The sequence below is a fragment of the Bacillota bacterium LX-D genome (assembly GCA_031628995.1).
Classification (GTDB): Bacteria; Bacillota; DUOV01; order DUOV01; family Zhaonellaceae; genus JAVLUO01.
This window is the reverse complement of sequence record JAVLUO010000007.1, coordinates 1-25,068: the sequence shown is the minus strand read 5'-3', so window position 1 is coordinate 25,068 and position 25,068 is coordinate 1. Positions and strand designations below refer to the sequence as shown.

Annotated in this window: 27 protein-coding genes and 2 tRNA genes; 27 read left to right on the top strand and 2 right to left on the bottom strand. The window is 37.9% G+C overall.

Annotated features, from left to right (window positions below; all coding sequences use genetic code 11):
• Positions 1 to 46 precede the first annotated feature (46 nt).
• Together glmU and RDV78_07305 are read left to right on the top strand one after the other, a co-directional pair.
• Positions 47 to 1,435 carry a bifunctional UDP-N-acetylglucosamine diphosphorylase/glucosamine-1-phosphate N-acetyltransferase GlmU gene (gene glmU / locus RDV78_07310; protein MDS1030289.1) on the top strand — a complete coding sequence of 463 codons (1,389 nt, stop codon included), beginning with the start codon at positions 47 to 49 and terminating at the stop codon, positions 1,433 to 1,435.
• 70 nt (positions 1,436 to 1,505) lie between these two features.
• Complete coding sequence (locus tag RDV78_07305) at positions 1,506 to 2,456, top strand: ribose-phosphate pyrophosphokinase (GenBank protein ID MDS1030288.1); 951 nt, start codon at positions 1,506 to 1,508, stop codon at positions 2,454 to 2,456.
• Here RDV78_07305 and RDV78_07300 read toward each other — a convergent pair.
• Entirely contained in the window at positions 2,449 to 3,165 is a 717-nt protein-coding gene (locus RDV78_07300; GenBank protein MDS1030287.1) for a PRC-barrel domain-containing protein, read from the bottom strand. The genes RDV78_07305 and RDV78_07300 overlap by 8 nt on opposite strands.
• A gap of 174 nt (positions 3,166 to 3,339) precedes the next feature.
• Between RDV78_07300 and RDV78_07295 the strand changes: the two genes are divergently transcribed.
• The 22 genes from RDV78_07295 to RDV78_07190 all read left to right on the top strand — a co-directional run bounded on the left by RDV78_07295 (position 3,340) and on the right by RDV78_07190 (position 23,172).
• Positions 3,340 to 4,920: a spore germination protein gene (locus RDV78_07295; protein ID MDS1030286.1), complete on the top strand. Its 1,581-nt coding sequence runs from the start codon at positions 3,340 to 3,342 to the stop codon at positions 4,918 to 4,920.
• 1 nt (position 4,921) lies between these two features.
• Positions 4,922 to 6,016, top strand: coding sequence for an endospore germination permease (locus RDV78_07290; protein ID MDS1030285.1), 1,095 nt, complete (start codon positions 4,922 to 4,924; stop codon positions 6,014 to 6,016).
• Positions 6,013 to 7,203 carry a Ger(x)C family spore germination protein gene (locus tag RDV78_07285; GenBank protein ID MDS1030284.1) on the top strand — a complete coding sequence of 397 codons (1,191 nt, stop codon included), beginning with the start codon at positions 6,013 to 6,015 and terminating at the stop codon, positions 7,201 to 7,203. The genes RDV78_07290 and RDV78_07285 overlap by 4 nt, the downstream gene beginning before the upstream one ends.
• Positions 7,204 to 7,227: 24 nt before the next feature.
• Positions 7,228 to 7,455, top strand: a complete 228-nt coding sequence (locus RDV78_07280) for a hypothetical protein (GenBank protein MDS1030283.1) — start codon at positions 7,228 to 7,230, stop codon at positions 7,453 to 7,455.
• Between the two features lie 80 nt (positions 7,456 to 7,535).
• Positions 7,536 to 8,099, top strand: a complete 564-nt coding sequence (gene pth / locus RDV78_07275) for an aminoacyl-tRNA hydrolase (GenBank protein MDS1030282.1) — start codon at positions 7,536 to 7,538, stop codon at positions 8,097 to 8,099.
• A gap of 115 nt (positions 8,100 to 8,214) precedes the next feature.
• Positions 8,215 to 8,520, top strand: coding sequence for a hypothetical protein (locus tag RDV78_07270; GenBank protein MDS1030281.1), 306 nt, complete (start codon positions 8,215 to 8,217; stop codon positions 8,518 to 8,520).
• Between the two features lie 60 nt (positions 8,521 to 8,580).
• Positions 8,581 to 12,105, top strand: a complete 3,525-nt coding sequence (gene mfd, locus RDV78_07265; GenBank protein ID MDS1030280.1) for a transcription-repair coupling factor — start codon at positions 8,581 to 8,583, stop codon at positions 12,103 to 12,105.
• 67 nt (positions 12,106 to 12,172) lie between these two features.
• The gene (locus tag RDV78_07260; GenBank protein ID MDS1030279.1) at positions 12,173 to 13,216 is read left to right on the top strand and encodes a SurA N-terminal domain-containing protein; all 1,044 of its coding nucleotides are present in this window, start codon (positions 12,173 to 12,175) and stop codon (positions 13,214 to 13,216) included.
• A 170-nt stretch (positions 13,217 to 13,386) separates the two neighbouring features.
• Positions 13,387 to 13,950, top strand: coding sequence for a stage V sporulation protein T (spoVT, locus tag RDV78_07255; protein ID MDS1030278.1), 564 nt, complete (start codon positions 13,387 to 13,389; stop codon positions 13,948 to 13,950).
• Positions 13,951 to 14,413: 463 nt separating this feature from the next.
• Positions 14,414 to 15,334: a DUF5685 family protein gene (locus tag RDV78_07250; GenBank protein MDS1030277.1), complete on the top strand. Its 921-nt coding sequence runs from the start codon at positions 14,414 to 14,416 to the stop codon at positions 15,332 to 15,334.
• A complete protein-coding gene (locus RDV78_07245; protein MDS1030276.1) occupies positions 15,288 to 15,683 on the top strand; it encodes a DnaJ domain-containing protein in 396 nt (131 codons plus the stop codon). The genes RDV78_07250 and RDV78_07245 overlap by 47 nt, the downstream gene beginning before the upstream one ends.
• A 15-nt stretch (positions 15,684 to 15,698) precedes the next feature.
• Positions 15,699 to 16,226 carry a hypothetical protein gene (locus tag RDV78_07240; GenBank protein ID MDS1030275.1) on the top strand — a complete coding sequence of 176 codons (528 nt, stop codon included), beginning with the start codon at positions 15,699 to 15,701 and terminating at the stop codon, positions 16,224 to 16,226.
• A gap of 34 nt (positions 16,227 to 16,260) precedes the next feature.
• A complete protein-coding gene (locus tag RDV78_07235; GenBank protein ID MDS1030274.1) occupies positions 16,261 to 16,554 on the top strand; it encodes a hypothetical protein in 294 nt (97 codons plus the stop codon).
• Between the two features lie 16 nt (positions 16,555 to 16,570).
• Positions 16,571 to 16,987, top strand: coding sequence for a polysaccharide biosynthesis C-terminal domain-containing protein (locus RDV78_07230; protein ID MDS1030273.1), 417 nt, complete (start codon positions 16,571 to 16,573; stop codon positions 16,985 to 16,987).
• A gap of 5 nt (positions 16,988 to 16,992) precedes the next feature.
• Positions 16,993 to 18,462 carry a nucleoside triphosphate pyrophosphohydrolase gene (mazG, locus tag RDV78_07225; protein MDS1030272.1) on the top strand — a complete coding sequence of 490 codons (1,470 nt, stop codon included), beginning with the start codon at positions 16,993 to 16,995 and terminating at the stop codon, positions 18,460 to 18,462.
• 98 nt (positions 18,463 to 18,560) lie between these two features.
• A complete protein-coding gene (locus tag RDV78_07220; GenBank protein ID MDS1030271.1) occupies positions 18,561 to 18,836 on the top strand; it encodes an HU family DNA-binding protein in 276 nt (91 codons plus the stop codon).
• A gap of 57 nt (positions 18,837 to 18,893) precedes the next feature.
• Positions 18,894 to 19,148 carry an RNA-binding S4 domain-containing protein gene (locus RDV78_07215; GenBank protein ID MDS1030270.1) on the top strand — a complete coding sequence of 85 codons (255 nt, stop codon included), beginning with the start codon at positions 18,894 to 18,896 and terminating at the stop codon, positions 19,146 to 19,148.
• Between the two features lie 72 nt (positions 19,149 to 19,220).
• On the top strand, positions 19,221 to 20,177 hold the full coding sequence (locus RDV78_07210) for a SpoIID/LytB domain-containing protein (GenBank protein ID MDS1030269.1): 957 nt from the start codon (positions 19,221 to 19,223) through the stop codon (positions 20,175 to 20,177).
• A 130-nt stretch (positions 20,178 to 20,307) separates the two neighbouring features.
• Positions 20,308 to 20,574 (top strand): sporulation protein YabP, encoded by a 267-nt coding sequence (gene yabP, locus RDV78_07205; protein MDS1030268.1) that lies wholly within the window; start codon positions 20,308 to 20,310, stop codon positions 20,572 to 20,574.
• A gap of 746 nt (positions 20,575 to 21,320) precedes the next feature.
• Positions 21,321 to 21,734 carry a septum formation initiator family protein gene (locus tag RDV78_07200; protein ID MDS1030267.1) on the top strand — a complete coding sequence of 138 codons (414 nt, stop codon included), beginning with the start codon at positions 21,321 to 21,323 and terminating at the stop codon, positions 21,732 to 21,734.
• 87 nt (positions 21,735 to 21,821) lie between these two features.
• Entirely contained in the window at positions 21,822 to 22,232 is a 411-nt protein-coding gene (locus RDV78_07195; GenBank protein ID MDS1030266.1) for a S1 domain-containing RNA-binding protein, read from the top strand.
• Between the two features lie 64 nt (positions 22,233 to 22,296).
• A complete protein-coding gene (locus tag RDV78_07190; GenBank protein MDS1030265.1) occupies positions 22,297 to 23,172 on the top strand; it encodes a Ppx/GppA family phosphatase in 876 nt (291 codons plus the stop codon).
• Positions 23,173 to 23,176: 4 nt separating this feature from the next.
• Here RDV78_07190 and RDV78_07185 read toward each other — a convergent pair whose 3' ends face one another.
• Positions 23,177 to 24,106 (bottom strand): peptidoglycan-binding protein, encoded by a 930-nt coding sequence (locus RDV78_07185; protein ID MDS1030264.1) that lies wholly within the window; start codon positions 24,104 to 24,106, stop codon positions 23,177 to 23,179.
• 174 nt (positions 24,107 to 24,280) lie between these two features.
• Here RDV78_07185 and RDV78_07180 point away from each other — a divergent pair, with 174 nt between their 5' ends.
• The 3 genes from RDV78_07180 (at position 24,281) to RDV78_07170 (ending at position 24,938) form a co-directional block, all read left to right on the top strand.
• Positions 24,281 to 24,724: a DMT family transporter gene (locus tag RDV78_07180; protein MDS1030263.1), complete on the top strand. Its 444-nt coding sequence runs from the start codon at positions 24,281 to 24,283 to the stop codon at positions 24,722 to 24,724.
• Positions 24,725 to 24,778: 54 nt separating this feature from the next.
• Positions 24,779 to 24,854, top strand: a tRNA-Met gene (locus RDV78_07175).
• 7 nt (positions 24,855 to 24,861) lie between these two features.
• Positions 24,862 to 24,938, top strand: a tRNA-Met gene (locus RDV78_07170).
• Positions 24,939 to 25,068: the final 130 nt, after the last annotated feature.

Sequence of the window (25,068 nt, the reverse complement as noted above, 5' to 3'; positions counted from 1 at the left end):
TTATTAATCATTCTTGTCAGCTTGGATGAAGATGGAGGTTTTTGTGGTGGTTGAAGATTTTAATAAAATTGCTGCTGTTATTTTAGCTGCGGGAAAAGGAACTAGGATGCGTTCCCAATTGCCCAAAGTTTTACATAAGGTTGCTGGAAAATATTTAGCTCAACATGTTGTTGATGCTTGTCATGAAATTGTTGGGAAGACAATAATAGTTGTTGGTCATGGAGGAGAACAGGTGCAATCTGCCCTTGGTGAAGACTTGTTTTACGCTTGGCAAAAAGAACAGCTAGGAACGGGACATGCCGTACTGCAGGCAGTAGAGTATTTAACATCTGAAATTGAGACTGTTTTAGTAGTCTGCGGGGACACACCTCTCCTATCTACGGCAACTCTTTCTAAACTACTGAAGAAGCACGAAGAAGAAAAAGCTGTGGCAACTATTTTGACAACCTATTTAACGGAGCCCTTTGGCTATGGAAGAATAATCCGTAACGAGGACCAAGAAGTTCTAAAAATCGTGGAACAAAAAGACGGGACTCCTGAAGAGTTAGAGGTTAAGGAAATAAATTCAGGAACTTATTGCTTTGCCGCAACCTATTTAAAAGAGGCACTTAGCAAAATTAAGCCGAATAATGCTCAAGGAGAGTACTATTTAACTGATGTAATTGGACTTTTACAGAAGCAGGGTTTAAAAATAGCAGCCTTGGCCACAGATGATCCAGCTGAAATAATGGGTATAAATGATAGAGTCCAGTTGGCTCAAGCCGAAGCTTTAGTTAAGTCTAGAATTAATCAAAAGTTAATGCTGCAAGGTGTAACAATTGTTGACCCTGAGCATACGTACATCGAAGGAACCGTGCAAATAGAAAATGATACTATTATCTACCCAAATACTTACTTGCAGGGTCAAACCAAAATCGGGAAAGGCTGTGAAATAGGTCCCAACACCGTAATTGTTAATAGCCAAATTGCCAATGAAGTTATAATCAAACAATCTACAGTTGTGGAAAGTGAATTAGGGGAAGGGTGTCAAATCGGCCCCTACAGCTATTTGCGTCCAGGAAACAAACTAGGGCAAAATGTAAAAATAGGCGATTTTGTAGAACTAAAAAAAGTTTCCGTAGGCAATAATAGTAAAATACTCCACTTAAGTTATATTGGGGATGCTCAGGTTGGAACGAAAGTAAATATCGGAGCGGGAACTATTACTTGCAATTACGATGGAGAAAAGAAGTGGCCTACAATTATTGGAGATGGTTCCTTTATAGGTAGTAATAGTAATTTAGTTGCTCCTGTTCAGGTAGAATCGAAAGCCTACGTAGCTGCTGGCTCTACAATAACCAAAGATGTTCCTGCTGGCTCCCTAGGGGTAGCTAGAAGTAAACAGGAAAATATTTTAAATTGGACAAGCAAAAAAAATAAAAAAAGTAGAGAATAAAGAAAGAGGTTTGTCAAATTAAGCAGAATTGTGTAAAATAGAGCCTATAAGTGTAGATGGAGGTATACTAATGTCCACATCCAGACAAAAATTAAAACTGTTTACCGCCAATGCTAATCCGGGCTTGGCTGAAGAAATAGCAGAGTACATGGGAGTTACCTTAGGCGATGCAAAAGTTAAACGCTTTAGCGATGGTGAAATTAGCATTGCTATTGATGAAAGTGTACGGGGTGCTGACGTTTACGTCATTCAACCTACTTGCAATCCTGTCAATGATAATTTAATGGAACTTTTAATCATGATTGATGCTTTGCGCCGGGCTTCCGCCAGGAGAATTACAGCAGTAATACCTTATTATGGTTATGCAAGACAAGAAAGAAAAGTTCGGGCACGGGATCCGATTTCTGCTAAATTAGTTGCCAATCTTCTAACGGCAGCTGGAGCAAGACGTGTAGTAGCTATGGATCTGCACGCCAATGCGATCCAAGGTTTTTTTGATATACCTGTAGATCACATCCCCTGTGTATCAATCTTAGCTGAATTTTATTTAGGTAAAAATTTAGATAATGTTGTTGTTGTCTCTCCTGATTTAGGCGGTGTCACTCGTGCCAGAGACTTAGCTCAGCGTCTAGGTGCAGGTATTGCTATTATTGATAAAAGGAGACCCAAGCCTAATGTTGCCGAGATTATGAATATTATTGGTGACGTTGAAGGCAAAAGCGTTATTATGTTAGATGATATTATTGATACAGCAGGAACAATTGTCCAGGGAGCTCAAGCCATGATTGACAGAGGTGCAAAAGAAGTTTTTGTGGGCTGTACTCATCCTGTATTCTCTGGGCCTGCTTTAGACCGTTTAGGCGAGTCTGTAATTAAAGAAGTTGTAGTAACTAATACTATTCCTTTAAATGATAAAATAGAAATTCCTAAAAAAATTAAAGTATTATCAGTAGCACCATTGTTAGGTGAAGCCATAATTCGGATTCATGAGGATTTACCCGTAAGTAAAATTTTTAATTAGGCTTACTTGAATTAACGGTATTTTCATTTTCATCTTTATTTACCTCATCCACCGATTTTTGTTTGGCGGCATGGGGTTTTTTAACTTCTTCTATCCCTAATTTTTTGAGAGATTCCCCTAGCTTTTTAGTTTTAGTAACAGTTTGCTGCCACATTTTCGAGCCTGCCTCTTTAACGGTTTTGACGGTTCCTTGAATGCTGGACTCGTGCCTTTCCAAATTTTTCTCAGCACCTTTTTGGGCAATTATAGCATCCTTTCCTACGGTGGAAAGCAAATCCGTGGAGAGAAAAGCCTTCCCTTTTAATAAATTGTCCATAAGTTTATCAGCAATTTCCAGCAAAGTAATGTGTCCTGTTGCTGGGTCAAACAAAAATTCATCTACAGTTCCTAAAAAACTTCCACTTTCTGTTAATACTCTTGTGCCAATAATAGGTATACCACTATGAACCAACTGCATAATTTGGGGAAGAGCACTGGCTTTTTCGATACATTTGCTTTTTACTACTGTAATGGCGTCATCTCCTATTGTATTAATATGTTCGTAGGTAATGACTTTAGCTTCTTTAAACCAATTACCTTTTTGCTCCAAGACTAAAGCTGCAATATTTAATGCCTTGGCATCAATAACAATATCCTTAACCTTGCCAAGTATTTCTCCGTCCTCAATGCTTAAAACCGGCATTGCTAAAAGTTTACGGCTTGGATACACGTTAAACCCCCCTCTAAGCTCCCAATGGTAGAAATTGTTCCTTTTAATGTTGTTTTATGCTCGCAGGCAAAGTAATATTCCAGAACATTGCTCATATCCAGGTATAATTGCAGTGCCATTTTGTAAGACTAAACAAAGAATTATTACAAAATACTAATAAAATTGGTGATAACAATGCTTTTACCGAAAAGAATGAGTAAAAAGCCTTTAATAACTAAAAAAGCAAACAGTAGTGCCATAGATAAGTTGAATCTTACCAGCAGTTTTACTGAAAATATGGCTGTTTTTAAAGAAAAGTTTAAAAACTGCAGCGATGTGGTCTTCCGTGAAATGGAAATAGGTTTAAGCAGAATTAAGGCTGGAGTTATTTATGTTGATGGTTTAGTTAATAAGGATATTATTGAGAATCAAATCCTCAATGCTTTAATGCTCCAAACTGCCGAATTGGAAGTACATGCAGGGGAAGAACATATTGTAGGAACTCATATCTTAAGCAAAATTAAGGAAAGAGGCATGACTGCTGGAGAAGTCAAAGAAAATAGGCAAATTGGGGAACTTATCCATGGCATTTTATCTGGAGATGCGATTCTTTTCGTTGACGGCATTGATCAAGCTTTAATCATTAGTGCCCGAGGCTGGGCAAGCCGTGGAATCGGGGAACCGGAGACAGAATCTTTAGTCAGAGGACCTCGAGAGGGTTTTACGGAAACTATACGTTTCAATACTGCATTGTTACGCCGCCGCTTAAAAAATCCAGATTTAAAGATGGAAGCAATGCGGATTGGGGCAAGAGCCCAAAGCGATTTAGTTGTAGCCTACATAGAAGGAATTGTCAACCAAAAAGTTTTGCAGGAAACAAAAAAAAGATTAAATAGCATTGAAATTGATGGTGCTTTAGAAAGTGGTTATATTGAACAATTAATTGAAGATAACTTCCTTTCTCCTTTTCCGCAGGTTCAATATACGGAGCGTTCTGATAAAGTGATGGCTGCTCTTCTGGAAGGAAGAGTGGCAATCCTTTTGGACGGTACTCCATTTGTTCTAATGGTTCCTGCTACCTTTCCTCAATTTTTTCAGAGCCCGGAAGATTACTACGAGCGGTGGATCATTGGCTCTTTTACCAGATCTTTGCGAATAGTAGGAGCTTATATAGCTGCTTTTGCTCCTGCTATATTTATTGCAACAATTACTTATCATCCCGGACTAATCCCAGCGAAGCTAATGCTGGCTATTGCAGCTGCCAAAGAAGGTGTGCCTTTTCCTGCTATTGTTCAGGCCATTATCATGGAATTGGCGTTCGAATTGTTTAGAGAAGCAGGGGCACGGCTACCAAAACCTGTTGGGCAAACAGTAGGTATTGTAGGGGGTATTATTGTCGGAGATGCGGCTGTTTCAGCAAATTTGGCCAGTCCCATTATGTTAATTGTAGTAGCACTAACAGCGGTAGCATCATTTACAATCCCATCTTATAATTTGGTAATTGGAATTCGCTTGATTCGCTTTCCTTTAATGATTGCTGCAGCTGTTTTAGGATTTTATGGTGTAATGTTGGGTTTTATTATCCTGCAGATTCATCTAGCCTCCATTAAAACATTTGGGGTTGATTATCTTTCCCCAGCCATACCTTATCAGGTGAGAGATTGGAAAGATTTATTTATTAGGGCTCCTTTGCATAAGCTCACAACACGTCCAATAACCACAGGGGCTGAGGATACTGTTCGTCAGCCAAAATCCGATGAAGGTAGGGGGTGGTAAGATGTTTACTTCCCAAGACAAAATCAATCCAAATCAAATTGCCATTGCATTAGTTTCCATTATGATTGGGGGGGGCATATTAGCAATGCCTTCGGTATTTGCTGCTGCAGCCGCTCGTGATGGTTGGCTGTCAATTTTGCTAGCAGGGGCAGACGCAGCCTTGGCAGTTTATTGTCTAACTTTACTAGGCAAGACTTTTCCTAGTGAAAATATTTTAGAATATAGCAGCCGGTTATTAGGAAAGAAACTAGGCTTTGTCGTTGGGATAGTATTTTTGGTTTTTTTCCTCCTGTCTACGGCAATGGCCGTTAGGCAATTTGGAGATGTGCTAAAAATTTACTTTTTAGAAAAAACACCTTTAGAAGTTATAAATTTAACCATGTTGTTCACTAGTGCTTATCTTGTTGGCCACGGGGTAAACTCAATGTTTCGGGTGATGCAAACCTTTTTTCCCTTACTGATTATACCAATTGTACTTTTACTATTGATGGCTTTGCCTATGGCCAATTTTAAAGAGGTATTACCACTATTTGAGCAAGGGGCTGTTCCTATCTTTAAAGGAAGTATTGTAGGATATGGTATTTTTGGAGGTTATTCTATTATAGGTTTTTTTATTCCTTATTTATCTAAAGCAGAGAAAGCTGTAATACCTTGTTTAGGAGCACAAGCTTTAGTAATTATTATTTATTTAGCTATGTTTTTGATTGCCTTAGCAGTTTTTGGCCCCATAGAGCTAAGCAATTCTTTATTCCCCATTGTAGATTTAGTTAGGTTAATTGAAGTTCCCGGTACCTTTATTGAGCGTTTTGACATTATTATTCTAAGTATTTGGATTTTAGCCGTTTTTACGACAGTTGTTGCAGTGTACTTTCTATCAGCAACTACTTTGACCCATCTTACAGGTCTGGGAGAATTACGCTGTTGGGTATTTTTACTGCTCCCTTTTATTTATTTAATAGCCATGACTCCCCAAAATATTGATGAAGTTAGCACCTTTGGAAAGGTGGTAGGTGATTTTAGTTTAGGATTGACTTTTTATATTGAAATCCTGATTTTATTAGCCTTGAAACATATTAAGGAGGCTAAGCAAAAATGAAAAAAATATTAACAGCTCTTCTAATATTAGTAAGTATATCCTTGGGCACTGCTTGCTGGGATCAAAGGGAAGTTGATGAAAGAGGAATTGTTTTAGGATTAGGTTTAGATCAAAGCGTCAAAAAAGCTGAAGTTCCAAGTGGAGTGGAAGGGGCTTTAGCTGAGCCTGGGAGCAAATTCTACCAGGTTACTTTTCAACTTGTTGCCCCAGGCCAGGTAGCAGGCAAGGAAAAAGGCGGGGGAGATAAATTACCCTTTTGGAATTTAACAGTTACTAATGCCAGCAGTATTGCCGAAACTTTTAATGAGGCTTCTACCAGGTCAAATAGGGCTCCCTATTTGGAACATGTGCAAATTGTACTAATTGGTCAAAATTTGGCCAAAGGCGGGTTAAAAAGTGCTTTTGACTCTATTCTGCGGGAAAGCGAAATTAGAAAAAGGGTACCTGTATATATTACACCTGGTACAGCTAAAGAAATGCTGGACATTAAACCTAAATTAGAAGGAGTAAATGCCACCTATTTAACAAGTTTGCAAAACAATGCTGATTATACAGCTCATTTTGCACCTACCATTACTTTAAGCCAGCTTTCCCGTAACCTCCATGAAAATAGCACTTATTTAATCCCCAGAATAATTGCCGGCAAAGGAGAAGCAAAGCTTAATGGAGCAGGACTTTTTAAAGGAGATAAGCTCATTGGCTGGTTAGGCGGTATGGAAACCCAAGGAGTGCGTTTAGTAACAGGTAAATTTGAAGGAGGCAATATTAAAGTACAAACTTCTAATAAGGGTGCAGGCGGAGTAAAGGGCAATGATGTCCTAGAACTTACTTCAGCCAGTTCCAGAATTATACCTATTGTTCACGGAAAAAAAGTTTCCTTTAGAATAGAGATTACAGGTGAAGGGACTTTAGTTGAACACCAAGATCCCAGTCATGTGTTAAATAGTGCACATCTAAAAGATACTGAGCGGGAATTTAATCGAGCTATTGAAAAACAAATTAAATTGACTGTACAAAAAATGCAGCAGCAATTCCAGGGTGATGTTTTTGGTTTTGGCAGAAGACTAGAGGAACGCCATCCTGGGGTTTGGAAACAGCTGAAGAAAAATTGGCCTCAGGAATTTGCCCAAGCCGAAGTTCAGGTTCAAGCTCAAGTACATATTCGCCGGGTAGGGGTAAATAAATAAGTTAAAAATTAAGGAGAAGGAAGCATGCTGATCAACATTATAGAAAGGCTCCAAAGTATCTTTTCCTTTTGGGCCATTGCAGCTTTTCTAATCTGCGGAGTATGGTCTTATGTAATGGTTTCCCCGGCTTTAGGGAAAAGAGGTTTTGCCAGAGAAAGTTTAGTTGCAAAAAGGGGTGGGCTAGGATATATATTTGGTATAATTGTTATTTTTATCTTAATTAAAATTTTGGGTTTTGTAGCTAATATTTAAAGAAATTAGCATTCTTAATTTTTAAAAAAGGAATTTAGGAGAGCTAAGCAGAATATTGGAGAGCAGAAAGAGGGGGAGCTATGAAACTTGTAGTTGGTTTAGGGAATCCTGGGCCGCGTTATGAAACTACACGGCATAATATTGGTTTCATTACGGCTGACTTTTTGGCAGATAAATTAGGAGTTGATTTTAAAGCAGCATCCAAGCATCAATCCCTAGTTGCTGAAGGCAGATGGCAGCAAGAAAAAATAATTATTGCCAAGCCTCAAACCTATATGAATTTAAGCGGTCAGGCAGTTGGTTCTTTACTTCATTGGTATAAGCTGCAGCCTCAAGATCTCATTGTTATTTACGACGATTTAGATTTAGCTGTAGGCAGATTACGGATTCGGAACAGTGGCAGTTCCGGCGGACAAAAAGGTATGGGCAATATTATCCAAATTCTAGGAACAGAAAAAATTCAAAGAGTTCGCCTAGGAATTGGGAGACCTCCCCAAGGCTGGCAGACTGCAGACTATGTTTTAAGCGGCTTTTCCGATAATGAATGGAAAATATTGCAAAACTTGCTGCCAAAAGCAGCGGAAGCAGTGTTGACAATAATTAGTGATGGATTAGAAAAAGCCATGAATAATTATAATTGTTAATAACTATTAATTATTAATGTAGGGGGCAAAAAAGATATTTCTCATCGTAGGATTCCTAGCTGCGGTTGCAGCCTGGGTAGTGAATTCTTGGCTGGTGAAACTTTGGGGTAAAATAATGATTTTTACTGTTGTCCCTGTTCTGGAAGAAATTATGAAGACTACAGCAGCAATTTTTGCTCATAGTTCCATTTTATCAATTCACATTGTTTTTGGAGCTGTAGAAGCAATTATTGATTTGCTGAGTCCTGGTTACGATGATTGGCCTGCGGCATTAACTAGTTTAGGAAGTCATGCTTTTTTAGGCTGGTTAACGCAAACTATTTGGCAGGCTTCCACAAATATTTGGTTAGCTATTGCTTCAGCAGCAGTTGCCCATATTTTGTGGAATACAGCTGTTATATTTTTCAGACCATTACGATAAAAATAGTATGGAGGCCTGACTTGGTGTCCATCTTTTCGTATTTATTATTTGGAGGTTTACATGGTGCAACACCAGGGTTTATTAGAACTCCTTGACCAGGAATCACAATTTCAAAGTTTATTAAGAGGCATTAGGCAAAATTATGGAGGCCAAGCTGTTTTTGGACTAGTTAGCTCTCAAAAAAGTTTTTGGGTAGCCGGAATTGCTGCTAAAAACAATTATCCAGTTCTAGCTATTACTGCTAACGAAGAAGAAGGCAGATCTTTAGCAGCTGATTTAGCTTTATTTTGGCCGGGGGAGATAGAATTTTTCCCGCCTCGGGAAATGCTTACTTACCAAGTTTATGCTTCCAGTAAAGAAATTCAAGGGGAGCGGTTAAAGGTATTGGCCCGCCTTATAGAGGGAAATATCAAGTGCCTGGTAACGACAGGAGAAGCAGCTTTGCAGCAATTGGTTCCTAGGAAGGTATTGGAAAAAAGCACTTTTAAAATTGAACAAGGGGAAGTATTAAATTGGGATGAACTGCTGCAAATAATTGTAGAATTAGGTTATGAACGGGTGGAAATAGTCGAAGCCCCTGGACAGTTTGCTGTTCGTGGCGGAATATTAGATATTTATTTATTAACCGAAGAGCAGCCAGTGAGAATTGAGTTTTTTGATGACGAAGTGGATTCTATCCGCTTTTTCCAGCTTGAAAACCAGCGTTCAGTAGAAGAAATTAAATCTATTACTTTGGGTCCGGCACATGAAATGGTTTTAACAACTGAAGCAGCTCAGGCTGGAAGAGTTAAGATAGAGCAGGAATGGCAAGAGCTGCGCAAAAAGCTAATAAAATTAGACAAAAAGGAAGCATTAGATTCTTTGGATCAAAGAATTACGGATGATTTGGCTAAAATTGATGAAGGGCAATGGGGAGAGAATTTACAACGTTTCCAACCTTATTTCTATCCCCAAGGCGATACGATTTTAAATTACTTTACTAAAAAACCTGTTGTGATTGTGGATGAGCTCAATAGAGTAGTGGAAAACTTAGAGAGGTATGAGCAGGATAGATCTGAATCCTTTGCAGATTTAATTGAATCAGGCGCAATGCTGCCTTCCCAGGGTAAAATTTATGCGCACCACAATTCATTTACTTCCTTCTTGGCCGGCTATTCAGCAGTTTTTTTTAGTGCTTTACCGCAAAAATTAAATAAAGCAGTATTGCAAAATATTATCAGCGTCAAAACAAAAACCATGATTCCTTTTATGAGTAAGTTTAAATTACTGGCAGAGGAAGTTGGGCTTTGGAGAAGAAAGAAATATAGAGTTATTTTTTTGACGGACAACTTAGAAAAAGCTAAATTTCTTCAAGGATTATTGGCTGATCATGATATTGAAAGTATGGTGATTCAAGACTTAGAGAGTAGAGTGGAAGCAGGAGTAATCATTAGCATTGGCCTTTTAAACCAGGGTTTTGAATATCCTGAATTAGAACTTGTAATTATCACGGAACAAGAAGTATTCGGTCAAAGGAAAAAGAAAAAAACACGTAAGACTGGGCAAGAAGGCAGTAAGATTGGGGTATTTACGGACTTAAAAGTAGGAGATTATGTGGTTCATCTTCACCACGGTATTGGGCGGTATTTAGGAATTAACCAGCTGGAAGTAGGTGGGGTGTATAAAGACTATTTACATATTCAGTATAGCGGTGAAGATAAATTATATATCCCTACGGATCAACTGGATTTAATCCAAAAATATATTGGCGCTGAGGGTCATGAGCCTAGGCTGAGTAAGCTGGGAGGCAATGAATGGAGTAAGGCTAAAAGCAAAGTCAAAGCTTCTGTTCAGGATATGGCTAAGGACTTACTTAAATTATATGCTGCCAGGGAGGCTGCTACAGGTTTTGCTTTCTCTCCGGATACAGTGTGGCAAAAAGAGTTTGAGGAAGCATTCCCTTATACGGAAACTCCTGACCAGGAACAAGCTATTGAAGAAGTTAAAAAGGATATGGAAGCAGCAAAGCCTATGGACCGACTTCTGGTAGGGGATGTAGGCTATGGAAAAACTGAAGTCGCTTTAAGGGCCGCTTTTAAAGCTGTTGTAGATTCAAAGCAGGTTGCTGTTTTAGTCCCCACTACTGTATTGGCACAACAGCACTATAATACCTTTGTCCAACGGATGGATTCTTTTGCTGTCAAGATAGGACTCTTGAATCGCTTTAGAAGCAGCAAAGAACAACGCCTCGTACTGCAGCAAATTAAAGAGGGAAACTTGGATATTGTTATTGGCACTCATAGGCTCCTCTCTAAAGATGTTAAGTTTAAAGATTTAGGGTTGGTTATAGTGGACGAGGAGCAAAGGTTTGGAGTAGCTCATAAAGAAAAATTAAAACAAATCAGGGAAAGTGTAGATGTGTTAACATTAACGGCAACTCCTATCCCTCGAACCCTCCATATGTCTTTAGCTGGCGGCAGGGATATGAGTATTATTGAAACACCGCCGGAAGAACGTTATCCAGTGCAGACCTACGTTGTGGAATATAGTTCGGAACTGATTAGGGACGCTATCCGCCGGGAATTAAATAGGGGCGGCCAGGTTTACTTTATCCATAACAGAATTGCAGATATGGACCGGGTAGCTGCTCATCTGCAGCAGCTTATGCCTGCAGCTAAAATTGGCATGGCTCATGGACAATTGAAGGAAGACGAGCTGGAACAAGTAATGGTTGCTTTTATTGAAGGCGATTTGGATGTGCTGGTGTGTACCACAATTGTGGAGAATGGCTTAGACATTAGTAATGTTAATACATTGATTGTTAATGAGGCTGATAACCTTGGTTTAGCACAGCTTTACCAATTAAGGGGCCGGGTAGGACGCAGTAATAGAGTAGCCTATGCTTATTTTACTTATCGCCGGGATAAAGTACTTAACCCCACTGCAGAGAAAAGGCTAAGGGCCATCCGCGAATTCACAGAATTTGGTTCAGGATTTAAAATTGCCATGCGAGATTTAGAGATTAGGGGGGCTGGTAATTTATTAGGGCCTGAGCAGCATGGACACATATTGGCAGTAGGCTTTGATTTATATTGTCGTCTTCTAGAGGAAGCCGTTGAACAGCTAAAAGGCGAAAGCCCCAAAGAACCAGAGTTTCAACCAGTCTTAGAAATTGCAGTGGATGCCTATATTAGTGATAAATATATTGCTAATTCAGGTTTGAAAATGGAATTCTATCAAAGGCTGGGAGCTGCTGAAGAAGAGCAGGAAATAGCTGAGATAATTGACGAACTTATTGACCGCTTTGGGGAACCTCCCTTACCCATGCAGAATTTAATCCAAATTGCACTTTTAAAAGTATTAGCTCGAGAATTAAAAATAAAATTAATTCAGACTCAAAAGAGTATAGCGGTAATTGAATTTGTGGAAAGTCCTTTAAAAGGAGAACAATTTTTCGCTTTAGATAAGGCATTCCCACGCCGTTTAAGTTTTAAGGCCTCTGATGGCTTAGTTATCACCATTAAAACGGGTCAGTTGGCTCCGGATAAAGTTTTAGTAGGATTATTAAAAGTAGTTAAAAAAATCAAAAAACTTGCTCAAAGTTAAAGTGGACTGTATAATTAGGGTTAATTGTTGTTTAAGCAGCGTGCTTAAGAAAGGTAGTGGAAACTTAGTGAAAAAAATTAAACGTTGGTACAAGCTTGGAAGTTTACTTATACTGGCAGTTTTTTTGCTTGCTGGCTGCGGACAAGATTATGTGGCTAAAGTCAACAATACAAAGATTACTCGCCTCGAACTTGACAAAAGGGTTCAACAAATGAAATCAATGTATGAAATGCAAGGCTTTAAGTTTGAAGGTGATGAAGGGAAGGAATTGCTCAAGACCTTAGAACAACAGGTTTTGAACCAAATGATTCAGGAAACCGTTTTAAAACAGGAAGCAAAAAAAGAAAACCTGAAAGTAGATAAGAAAAAAGTACAAGATGAATTAAACGGCATGAAGAAGCTTTACGGTGAGAAACAATTTGCCGAGATGCTAAAAAGCCAAAAAATAACGGAAGCTGAAGTTAAAGAAAGTATAGAAACTAATTTTTTATTTGAACAACTTTTTAATAAGGTTACAGAAGACGTGAAAGTAACGGATCAGGAAGCGAAAAATTTCTTTAATAAATATAAAGATAACTTTATTAAGGTAAAGGTAAGTCATATTCTAGCCCAGGCTAAAGCAGGAGAAGCCAATGAAGCTCAATTAAAAAAGGCTGAAGCTAGGGCCAAAGTTTGGATTGAAAAGCTTAATGCCGGGGCCGACTTTGCAGCTCTCGCCAAAAAAGAATCCGATGAGCCTGCAGCAAAGACCAGCGGCGGTGCTTTAGATCAATATTTTTCCATGAGCAATAGTCCTTACGACGCAGAGTTTACAGCTGGTGCTTTGAAGATAGCTAAAGGGAAAATAAGCGAAAAACCGGTTAAAAGCTCTTTTGGCTACCATGTGATTAAAGTAATAGATCGGCAAGATCAGTATGAACAGTTGAAGGAAGATGTGAAGAAACAACTTCTCGATGAGCAAAAAAACGAAAAATTTGACCAGTTTTTCAATGATGCTATGAAAAAGGCGAAAATAGAGAATAAGCTGGAAAAAGAAAAGACACAGCGAAAACAGGATACACAGCAAAAGGAGAATACACAAGAAAAAGAAAGTGGGACTAATAAAAGCTAATTAATATAGGCCTGGCAGTATAATATGGACTGCCAGGCTTGTATTTTTTAGAAAATAGGGCTTGAACTTTTTTTAGGTACTAATGGAAAAAATGAATAATCTCTCCTTGGCTGATATATACTAACAGTGAAAGTTGACTATAAGGAATTTAGCCAAAAGGAGGGATATAATTGAAGGCGACGGGGATTGTACGACGTATTGATGATTTAGGCCGGGTGGTAATCCCAAAAGAAATACGAAGAACCCTACGTATTCGCGAAGGGGATCCTCTTGAAATCTTCGTGGATCGTGAAGGTGAAGTAATTTTAAAAAAATACTCCCCAATTGGTGAATTAGGTGATTTCGCTAAAGAATATGCTGATTCGTTGTATGAAGCGATTGGACATATAGCTTGTATTGCTGATCGTGATAATATTATAGCTGTCTCTGGGGCCCCGAAAAAAGAATTTTTAAATAAGCCAAATGGTCCTGCTATTGATAAAGTAATGGAAGATAGAAAATCTGTACTTATTAATGAGCCTGGGCAACATAATTTATGTATTGAGTGCTCTTCTTCAGAAAAAGGCCAGGAATGTAAATTTACCTCCGAGGTAATAGCCCCTATTATTTCTGAAGGAGATCCTATTGGAGCAGTTATCCTTTGCACAAAAGAACCTAATGTTCAAATGGGGGAAATGGAGCTAAAACTGGCGGAAACAGCAGCAGGTTTTTTGGCTAAACAAATGGAACAATAAGGCGCTGGTAAGGCGCCTTTTTGCTGCCTTTGTTGCAAATAGAAAAGGATTTTAGCAAGAAAAGAAGAATAGTTAAAGCATTACATTAGTTTTAGAAAGGGTTTTAATTATGGAATTTAGTTTAGCAGTAGAGGCGCAAGAATATATTCTGCGCAAATCTGCAAGTATTATTGTTGATAAAGTGGAGCTGCCTGGCGGTTCCTGATGCGGTGGGACTCAGCCGAAAAGCTACCCTGCCGTGCGTTTGGGAAAAATTGACTTGACTAAAGATAGTAATTACGAAAAAGCTCATGTTAATGGCATTGATATTTATTATCGTTCCTCCCTTGCTCAGCTTTTTTCGAAAATAAATATAACAATGGAGCCACTTTTCTTTCTTCATAAATTGGTTGCTCAAGGAACCAGATTGTATTGATTAAAGAAGAAGGATATTGCTCCCTTTGTGGAGAATAGTTAGGTTATTATGTTTGGATATATACTGCCGGAAAAGGCAGAACTTAAACTTCGAGAATATACTATTTTCCGGTCGTATTACTGCGGGCTTTGTTTGTCCCTCAAAAATAGATATGGAAGATTCGGCAGTTTGCTGCTTAATTATGATTCAACTTTTCTAGGCTTATTGCTTTCTTCACTTAACTCTGAACCGGAAAATGCTGCAACTAAGCATTGCTTGTTTAATCCTTTAGTTAAACACAGAATGATCATCAATAATTCATTTTTAGACTATGCTGCAGATGTGAATTTGCTGCTTGCCTACCATAACATAGTTGATAATTGGAATGACGATAAATCATTTCAAGCAGGAAGTGGGATGCTGCTTTTAAAAAAGGCCTATGGGAAAGCAGCCTCCAGGCAGGAAGAAAAAAACGCTTTAATTAAAAAAGGCTTAGCTAAGATAGCTGCCTTGGAAAAAGCAAAATGCCCGGATTTTAAACAGCCTGCCGAGGCTTTTGGTCAAATACTGTCGGGTATATTTCCAAGTCATTTAGAAGTATCTCCCCAGGGACGAGTTCTAAGTTGGCTAGGATTTATTTTAGGACAGTGGGTTTATTTGGTTGATGCCTGTGATGACTTAGAAAAAGATGTGCAAAAAAAATCCTATAATCCACTTCTATTAGCTTTTTCCTATAAAGGTGAGCCTATTGACCAATTTAAAGCTAAAATACGTCCTGTCTTGCAGCCTGTCCTCATTGATTTATTGGCAGAATTAAGTAAAAGTTTTGAACTATTAAACCTCTATAAGCATAAGGGTATTATTGAAAATATTGTCTACGTGGGAATGTTAACAAAGACGGAGCAAGTTTTAGGTATTTTAGGTCAAAGGAGTTGTGAAGCAGGTGGGGGACAATTACGAAATTTTAGGTGTCAGAAGAGGGGCTTCTAAAGAAGAGATTCAAAATGCATATCGGGAATTAGTAAAAAAATATCATCCTGATAAATACAGAGATAATCCTTTGGCAGATTTAGCCCAGGAAAAAATGAAAGAAATTAACGAAGCATATAATCAGCTGCTGAAGAATGGTCCCACTTACCAAGAACCTTATTATCAAAACAATTATTATCAAAATAACGGTTTTCAGCAGCAAAAACATCAGGAATATTATGATCGTGCTTGGCAGAAAGGTTACCGTGGTGGTGGAGGCGGTGGCGACTGCTGCCAAACCTTGTGTACCATTTGGTGCTGTGACAGCTGTTGTGAATGCGTTGGCTGCGATATTATTGAGTGCTGTTAAAGAGAGGTTGTTTGAATGGCTCCCCGTGAAGATAAGAGAAGTTCCAAAGGACGGCGAATAGCCTTAAGCGGTATTCTGGCTTCTTTTGTTCTGCTTTCCTTATATTTAGCTTCTCTCCTTCCTACAAATAAGTTATTTTTCTATGGCTTGAGTTCAGTATTTTCCGCAATTATGATTCTAGAATTCGGAGCTTCAGCGGGATGGTTCTTTTATCTGGGAACTGGTCTATTAGCTGCAGTTTTTTTACCAGATAAGTTTAAAGTATTTCCTTATATCGTTTTTTTAGGCCATTATGGCATTTGGAAGTGGTATATCGAAAGTCTCCGGAATTTATATTTGGAAATAATATTAAAAAGCTGTGTTTTTAATCTGGCCCTTTTGGGAACCTATTATTTAGCTAAGGAATTACTTTGGGCTGAGGTGCCAATTAAAATAGACCTTAGGTGGCTGTGGCTAGCCTGGCAGGGAATTTTTTTTGTGTATGACTATGCTCTAACTGTAGTTATTAATTTTTATCAAAAAAGGATTAAACCATTGGTTTAATCCTTTTTTGATAAAGGGTATGGGCCTCTATCAAATGGCTTATCCTATTTATGCCTGCATCCTGGCATTGTCTACTGCAGGAGTACCAGCAGCTATTTCAATTCTAGTGGCAGAGTGTCTTGCCAAAAATGACTATCAAGGGGCAGGAGAATTTTTTATATTTCCCTGTACTTACTTGCTTTTACCGGGCTTCTTTGCAGCGGTGCCATCCTCTTTGCTGCTGACTTTCTGGCCCAAAAAGTTTTGCTATTTTAACTATTTTGGCTCCTGGAATACTTTTTTGGGGATTGTACCAAACTACTGCCGGAGCATTGCAGGGTTTGTATAAATCTTTTTGACCAGTTATTAATTTATTACTTGGCATAATTCTCAAATGCGGGTTAAACTATTATTTGACAGCTATACCAGGTATAGAAATTAGAGGCGCAGCAGTGGCTACTGTGGGTGCTTTTGGTTTGGCATTTATTCTTAATTATATAATTTTAACTAATTTACTAAAGTACAAAGTTGAATTTTGGAAAATGCTTATTAAACCAATTATTGCTGTGGCAATTATGGCTTTAGTTGTACCTAAAAGCTATTTATTCCTTGCTCCCTATTCTTTAAATTTAGGGATCTTGGTTACCGTTTTGGTTGGTATGGTAGCATACTTTGTAACTTTATTTATATTAGGTGCCATCAAAAAAGAAGATATTGTTGCAGTGCCTAAAATAGGTTCTAGGCTAGCAGTAGTATTACAAAAATTTAAATTACTGAGGTGAAAGAAATGGCAGCAGGTTCCATTACAGTACTTGGTTTAGGCCCTGGCGGTTTGGGACTTATTCCTATGGAAAGCTTAATTTTGTTAAAAAAAGCACCCCTAATCATAGCTCGTACTGAAAAACATCCAGCTGTTTCAGAATTACGTGAGCTTGGTCTAAAAATAAGTTCTTTTGATTTTTTGTACGAAGAAAAAGGTACTTTTGAAAGTGTCTATGAGGCTATTGTGCAAAAGTTGTTGTCTTTAACAAAGGATAATCCAGAAATAATCTACGCAGTCCCCGGTCATCCTTTAGTTGCGGAAACAACGGTACCTTTATTAAAGGAAGCAGCTAATGCAAAGGGGATAAACGTAAGTATTTTACCTGCCATGAGTTGTTTAGATGCTATCTATGCGGCTCTAGCTATAGACCCTACGAAAGGAATTGTAGTAAAAGATGCTTTAGTTTTAGATGCTCAGGAGTTAACTCCAGCTTTAGGTTTAATTATTACTCAGCTTTATGACCGAAGAATTGCTTCCGAGGTTAAACTAACTTTAATGGATAAATATCCTGACGATTATGAGGTAACTTTAATTCAAGCAGCTGGAGTTAAAAATATGGAACGGAAGGAGACCATTAGGCTTTACGAACTAGACCGCATTCCGTGGATTGACCACTTAACAAGTCTTTATCTTCCTCCCGGCACAGCCCAAAATATTCAGCAGACTGAATTTCCTTTGGATCCATTAACTAATGTTATGCGTACTTTGTTAAGCGAAAATGGCTGTCCTTGGGATAAAGAGCAAACCCATGAATCACTTAAACGCTATTTAATAGAAGAATGTTACGAAGTAATCGAAGCTATCGAAGAACAAAATATGTATAAATTATGTGACGAATTGGGAGACTTATTATTACAAATAGTATTTCATGCTGAGTTAGCTGATCAGAAGCATTCTTTTAACATGAATGACGTAATTGAAGCAGTTACTAATAAAATGATTCGCCGCCATCCCCACGTTTTTGGAGAAGTTCACGTTGAAAATTCTGATGAAGTACTTGTCAATTGGGACGAAATAAAGAAGCTGGAAAAGAATGCTCAGGGACAAAAAACTCTGATGGATATTCCAAGAGGATTACCTGCTTTGTATAGGGCGGAAAAAGTACAAAATAGAGCGGCTAAAGTAGGATTTGATTGGCCAAATATCAAAGAACCTTGGAATAAGGTTCAGGAAGAGTTAAAAGAACTGGAAACCGGGATTGCCAACGGCGATTTAGCTAATATTCGTGAGGAAATCGGAGATGTGTTATTTTCAGTAGTTAATGTAAGTAGATTTTTAAAAGTAGACCCTGAAGAAGCTTTGCAACAAACCATTGTCAAGTTTATTAAACGCTTTCGATTTATTGAAAAGGAAGCGCAAAAACAAGAATTGGAATTACAGGAATTATCATTGGAAGAAATGGACAAGCTTTGGGAAAAGGCAAAAAACTATTGAATCAGAGACTTTTTAAGAAATGTTAGGAAAATATTGCAGGAGAATGTTGTAGAGCAGCGAATAGTTTTACAGTGATTCTTTTCATAGGAGGGATTTTCTTGAATAAAACCGATTTGGTTAGCAGCGTGGCTGAGAAAGCCGAAATCACTAAGAAAGAAGCAGAAAAAGTTGTAAACGCTTTATTCGATACTATATCCGATGCTTTAGCTCAAGGTGATAAAGTCCAATTAGTAGGATTTGGAACATTTGAAGTTCGTGAACGTGCTTCTCGTACTGGACGTAATCCAAAAACTGGAGAAGAAATTAATATTCCTGCTACAAAGGTACCAGCCTTTAAACCGGGTAAGGCTTTAAAAGATGGTGTTAGCCAATAAAGCAGGTTAAAAGTCAGGCCTTAAGAGCCTGATTTTGCTTATAACGAGGAGGAGAATATGCGGCTGGATAAGTACTTAAAAATATCACGCATTATCAAAAGAAGGACTATTGCTAAAGAAGTATGTGATAGTGGCAGAGTGCTGCTCAACGGCAGGCCAGCTAAGGCTGGGACTGAAGTAAAAACAGAAGATGTACTGAAAATTGATTTAGGAATCAAAGAAATTGAGGTAAAAATTTTAGCTACCCCCGAAACAGTTAGAGCCAATGAGGCGAAAGATCTTTATGAGGTTCTACAGGAGACAGTAAAATAGTAAATATTGTGGATAAATTATTTGCCTTTGGTGAACAATAAAAGTGAACTTATTGGAACTGGAGGTATTTTTATGTTTAAGTACAAAAAACCAATGCTATGTTTAGTCAGTGCTTTATTTGTAAGTTCTCTCTTGCTTACAGCTTGTGACAATGCTGCTAAAAAACCAGGAGCAAGAAACAGCCAATATACAAAAGAACCAACGATTTCCTTATACGTCAATGAAAAAGGTCAAACTCAAAAAATTAAACTAGAAGAATATTTAAAAGGCGTAGTAGCGGCTGAAATGGAGCCTACTTGGCCAAGAGAGGCATTAGCTGCTCAAGCAATAATTGCTAGAACATTTACTTTAAAGAAGATTGCCCAAGGGGGCGTAGAAGCCCATGGAACAGATGCTTCAACAGATGTGAAGGAGTTTCAGGCCTATGACCCTGCAAGAATAAACCAGAACGTAATTGCAGCGGTAGATTCTACCCGAGGCATGGTAGCTACTTACAAAGGGAACTACATTAATGGTTGGTTTTTTGCTGACGCAGGAGGAAGGACATCTGCATCTGCTGCTGAAGGCTTAGCTTATACTAAAGAAAAAACTCCCTATATTCATAGTGTAGAAGATCCGGGCTTTAAAATAACTGTACCTGAAAATAAAGCTTGGAAAGCTGTTTTCCCTCTAGATCAGGTGAGAGCAGCAGTGCAAAAGCTGACAGGCCAAAATATTGGAGAAAATCCAACTAAGGCATCTGTTGTGCAAAAAGGTCCTTCGGGCCGAGCTGTAAAAATTAAAATTGGCAATGCAGTTGTAGGTGCCCCGGCATTGCGTTTAGCTTTGGGGAATGAGCAAATGCGGTCTACTTTGCTCACTGGCCTAATGATAGCCAATGGAAAGTTAGTCGTGACTGGGAAGGGATATGGCCATGGAGTAGGCATGAGCCAATGGGGGGCTAGAGCCTTAGCTGAGCAAGGCAAAAAAGCCTCTGACATTGTGCACTACTATTTTCGCAATATTAAAATTGAAAGAATGTGGAAGTAAATACAATCCTAATTTACAAAAGACCTGAAGAGAGAATAAATTGAACTTCTCTTTTCAGGTCTTTTTATTTTATTTATTCATATTTATTTCCTACTTGCATATTTATCAGTAAAGAGGGGAGTGAGCTTGTATGGCAGACAAAGAGCATCTGATTAAGTTAGATGAACGCAAACAACTGCTGATTACAGGTGTGATTCACGTCGACAATTATGATGAAGAAGAAATAACCTTACAAACCACTTTGGGTCTCTTAATTATAAAAGGCGAGGAATTAAATATAAGTGTCTTGAATCTAGAAAATGGGACCTTAAATGTCAGCGGGCGAGTAAATCAATTAACTTATACTGATGGACAAGGGAAAAAAGCTAAAAGCTTAATTCAGAGAATTTTGAAATAGATAAATAACAGGGTGGTGGCCAATGATAACTGCATACCTGCAAATTAAATTTTTTGTAAATACTATTTTTATTGGGCTAATCATTGGCGGAATATTTGACTTATACCGTGCAATTCAGGGGTTGGTTAAACCTAAGAAGTTAACGCTAGGGATAACAGACCTGCTTTTTTGCTTGATTTTAACAGGTCTTGTTTTTTTGCTGCTTTTATTTAGCAATTGGGGAGAGGTTAGATTTTACGTTTTTCTAGGTTTGGCCATTGGTCTAATTATCTATTTTAAGTATTGCAGCAATGTAATGCTGCAATTTTGGCATAATTGGTTAATTTGCATGTATAAACTAATAGTTTTAAGCTTTAAAGCTATAGTTTATCCTTTGAAAATAATTGCAATCATATTTATAATTCCCCTTAAATTAATTAGTGGGCTATTGACAAAATGCAAATTATTACTAAGAAAACCATATTTAAAACTCAAAGCATGGTTTGGTAAATTGTATAAAAAAAATGATTTATAAAAAATTGTGTCTGAAAAACGTTTTTATTACTAGGCAGGATATTTTTGGCTTACGTAGAATTAAAACTACTAGTTATCTACAATAATTATCCACAATTTGTGGATATAATGTGGATAAATTTGGGGATATGTAATCCACGTTTTTAACTAAAGAAGGGCTGCCAGATGACTGCTGCAGTTCCAAATTTTTTTAGATTTGTTATAGTGACATTAATAGAGAAGGTGAATAAGTTTTGTCTAGTGCACCGAAGATATATGGTCCTGCTGGGGAGCCTTTTTATCAAGAAATTAACAATACTAAGTCAAGTAAAAGATTGCGAAAAAAAAGAAAAATGCGTTTTAAAGGCAGAAGATTTGTATGCGTTGCTATTATAGCGTACCTAATAATTTTATTAGGACAATGGCAAATTAAAATAAATCAAGCTGATAAAGAAATAAGTGCCTTAACGGCTCAGAAAAATTTACTTTTAGCTAAGAAACATGACTTAGAAAGCCAGAGACGGATGGTAAGTAGTGCCCAATATGTAGAAAAAATTGCCCGGGAAAACTTAGGTTTAGTTAAAAAAGGAGAAAAAGTTTTACTGTTAGCTAAACCAGGTAAAGTAATGCAATTGCAAACGGAAGGCAAAAAAGAAATTTATGATTAACCTATTATTTACAAGGTATTATTGACACGAGCTTTATGCGAAAGTATAATTAAGGTACGTTAAACTGTTAGGAGGAATATGGCTAATATGTCCATTGAGGTAGGCAGCATTGTTGAAGGTGTGGTCACTGGGATTACTAAATTTGGAGCTTTTGTGGAGCTTCCCGGAGGTGTGACCGGCCTAGTGCATATTTCGGAAGTTGCTGACGCCTATGTTAAAGACGTAAAAGATTATTTAAAGGAAAATGACCGTGTTTCGATTAAAGTTATCAATGTAGATCCTCAAGGTAAAATTGGTCTTTCCATTAAACAAGCTAAACCGAATTACAATGCTAAATCAAATAGCAATGCGTCTAAAGGACGGCGACAGAATAAGGAAAATCAAATATCTTTCGAAGATAAGCTAGCGAAATTTCTAAAAGATAGTGACGAAAGATTGCAAGATTTACGTAAAAACACGGAATCTAAACGAGGCGGAAGAGGAGCAATAAAATACTAGGAATTAAGGGTACTCAAAAGGGGTACCTTTTTTAGTATTATTGCAATTGTTGGAGGGTTGAAAAATGTATGGAGCAATAGATATTGGCACAAATTCTGTACGGTTATTAATTGGCCATTTTTCTAATGAATTTATACCAATTTATCGAGATATAAAAATTACGAGGCTTGGGGAAGGTGTGCAGGAAACTAATCTTTTGAAGAAAGAGGCAATAGAGCGTACTTTAGATGCTGTTGCTTGTTTCTACAATGTTTTAAATAAGTATAATGTTGATGGTTATCGCATTGTTGCTACAAGTGCAGCCAGAGATGCAGATAACAAGGAGTTATTATTGGCAGGAGCTGAAGGAAGAGGCATAAAGGTTGAAATAATATCAGGCCATGAAGAAGGTTGGCTTAGTTATGCCGGGGCCGTTAGCAGCCATAAGCATTTAACTAACCCAGTGGTTATAGATATAGGTGGAGGCAGTACGGAAATAATATATTTGGACAATCAAAATGATTTACAAAAAACCAGTATCAATGTAGGAGCCGTACGTTGTACAGAAGGCAATTGGAATGATGGGCAAATAATAGCTGCTTTAAAGCCAGTGTTAGAAGAACTTAAGAATTTACAACCTTTAAATTTAATTGGCGTAGGGGGAACAATAACTACTCTTGCTGCTATTTTCCAAAAGTTAGATATTTATGATCCTAAAAAAGTACAAGGATTTATTTTAAGAGCGGAAAATATTCAAAAGATTTTATGCTTTTTACAAAAACTTACAATTAAAGAATTGCAAAAAGTCCCGGGCTTAAACCCTCAAAGAGCGGATATTATTGTTGCCGGGACTAAAATTATTGCTAATATCCTACAGGAAATTCAAGCTGTATCTATAACTGTTTCTGAAAGTGATTTGCTGGAAGGAATTATTATGGAATTACAAAAATCATTAACGTAAAGTCTTATTCACTTTTATTGCTCATCAGATCCCATGTTACTTGATCTACCTGGCCTGTAGCAGGTAAATTATGCAGCAATTGGTAAAGTATTAAAGCTTGTTCTGTACTTTCACCAAAGCGTCCGTCGGCTGGAATCCATAAAAGTTTTTCTTCCCGGAGACAAAGTTGAACAAATACTACATCTTGTCCTGTGTTGCCCTTTTTTAGTAATCGATGTTTCATTCCGTAAAGCTTTCCTTTAACTGTAACGGGAGTACCAATTTTTATCCAAGGGAAAATTTCTTCTACTTGCTTATTATGCATTCTAAAACAGCCATGGGAGGCCATGCGGCCAATTGACCAAGGCTTATTAGTGCCATGGATTCCGTAAATACCCCATGGAACGTTTAATCCTATCCAACGTGTACCAAATCCTGTTCCCCAATTAGTACCTTTACTTATAACCTTCCACTCTCCAATTGGAGATGGAGTTTCATTTTTACCTACCGCAACAGCATATTGCTTATATAAGCTGCCATTAGACCAAATCTGTAAAAAGTGTTTATCTCGGTCAATAATAATTTTGACTCTGCCTTGAGGAGGGGGAGTTTTGTGGTTGCTTGTAGGCTGGACGCAGTTTTCGCCTAAAGCAGACCAAACAGCTAAATCTACTATTCCAGAAGGTGACAGTTTTTTATGCTTTTGCAGCTGTTGAACGGCAGTTTTTGTTTTCTGATCAAATACTCCGTCTATTTGGCCTGGGTTATAGCCTAATTCTTGGAGCCTTTCTTCTAATTCAAAAACATCATATCCTTTTAAGTAAGGGCTAGTAAGTTTTAATTGGCGATAGAATTCATCGCACCCCCAAATTTTAGTTTCTTGGGCAAAGGCAGTACTAGCTAAAATTAAATATAGGAAGATTGCACATACTATTTTTAATGAATGATTTTTCATGCCAATGTTCCTTTCTTAAAAATCATGTAAATTTATTTTCCCCTAAGTTCAGATATTTATCCTGGTAAAGAATCCAAAGGTTTAAGGTAATTACCAAAAGCTGTTCTACATAAAAATGAGTTTGATTATAATACTAAGACAGTAGGAAAAATCGAAATTTTAAGGAGTGAAAAAATGTCAGAAAGCTTAGTTGCTTTATTGATAGCTGGAATTGCTGGAGTTACTATGGCTATCCAAGGATCCATGAATACAGGTTTAAGTAAAGTCATTGGCCTATGGGAAGCTACCTTACTAGTACATTTAACGGCGACTATTGCCGTATTGCTGATTATATTTGGTTTCCGTTGGGGAAACAACGATTTTAGCAAGCTAATCCAAGCCCCTTGGTATTATTATTTGGGAGGTATCTTAGGAGTAGTTATAACTTATGGAGTCGTAGTTAGTATGCCTAAAGTGGGGGCAGCCCAAGCCACGGCGGCTATTATTGTAGGGCAGGTATCTGCGGCGTTTATTGTCGACTGTTTAGGTTTATTTGGCTTGGAAAAATTGAGTTTTTGTTGGTATAAATTGATTGGGATTGGACTTTTAGCTGCTGGGGCCAAGATTATTTTGAAATAAATTGTTGCTTGACTTTTTAGCAACTATACCTCATAATATAAAAGTACCTTCCATCGCGGGGTGGAGCAGTTGGTAGCTCGTCGGGCTCATAACCCGAAGGTCGTTGGTTCAAATCCAGCCCCCGCAACCATAAATGTGGCGGTGTAGCTCAGATGGTCAGAGCATACGGTTCATACCCGTAGTGTCATTGGTTCAAATCCAATCACCGCTACCACAAAATAAAGGAGACATGATTTTCATGTCTCCTTTATTTTGTGCGCCTAGCATGGGCGCTTGCTCGTCGGTGAAAGTCCGATACGGGGGTTGATAGTGCCAACCGTTAGCCTAAGACAAGGGTGTCCATC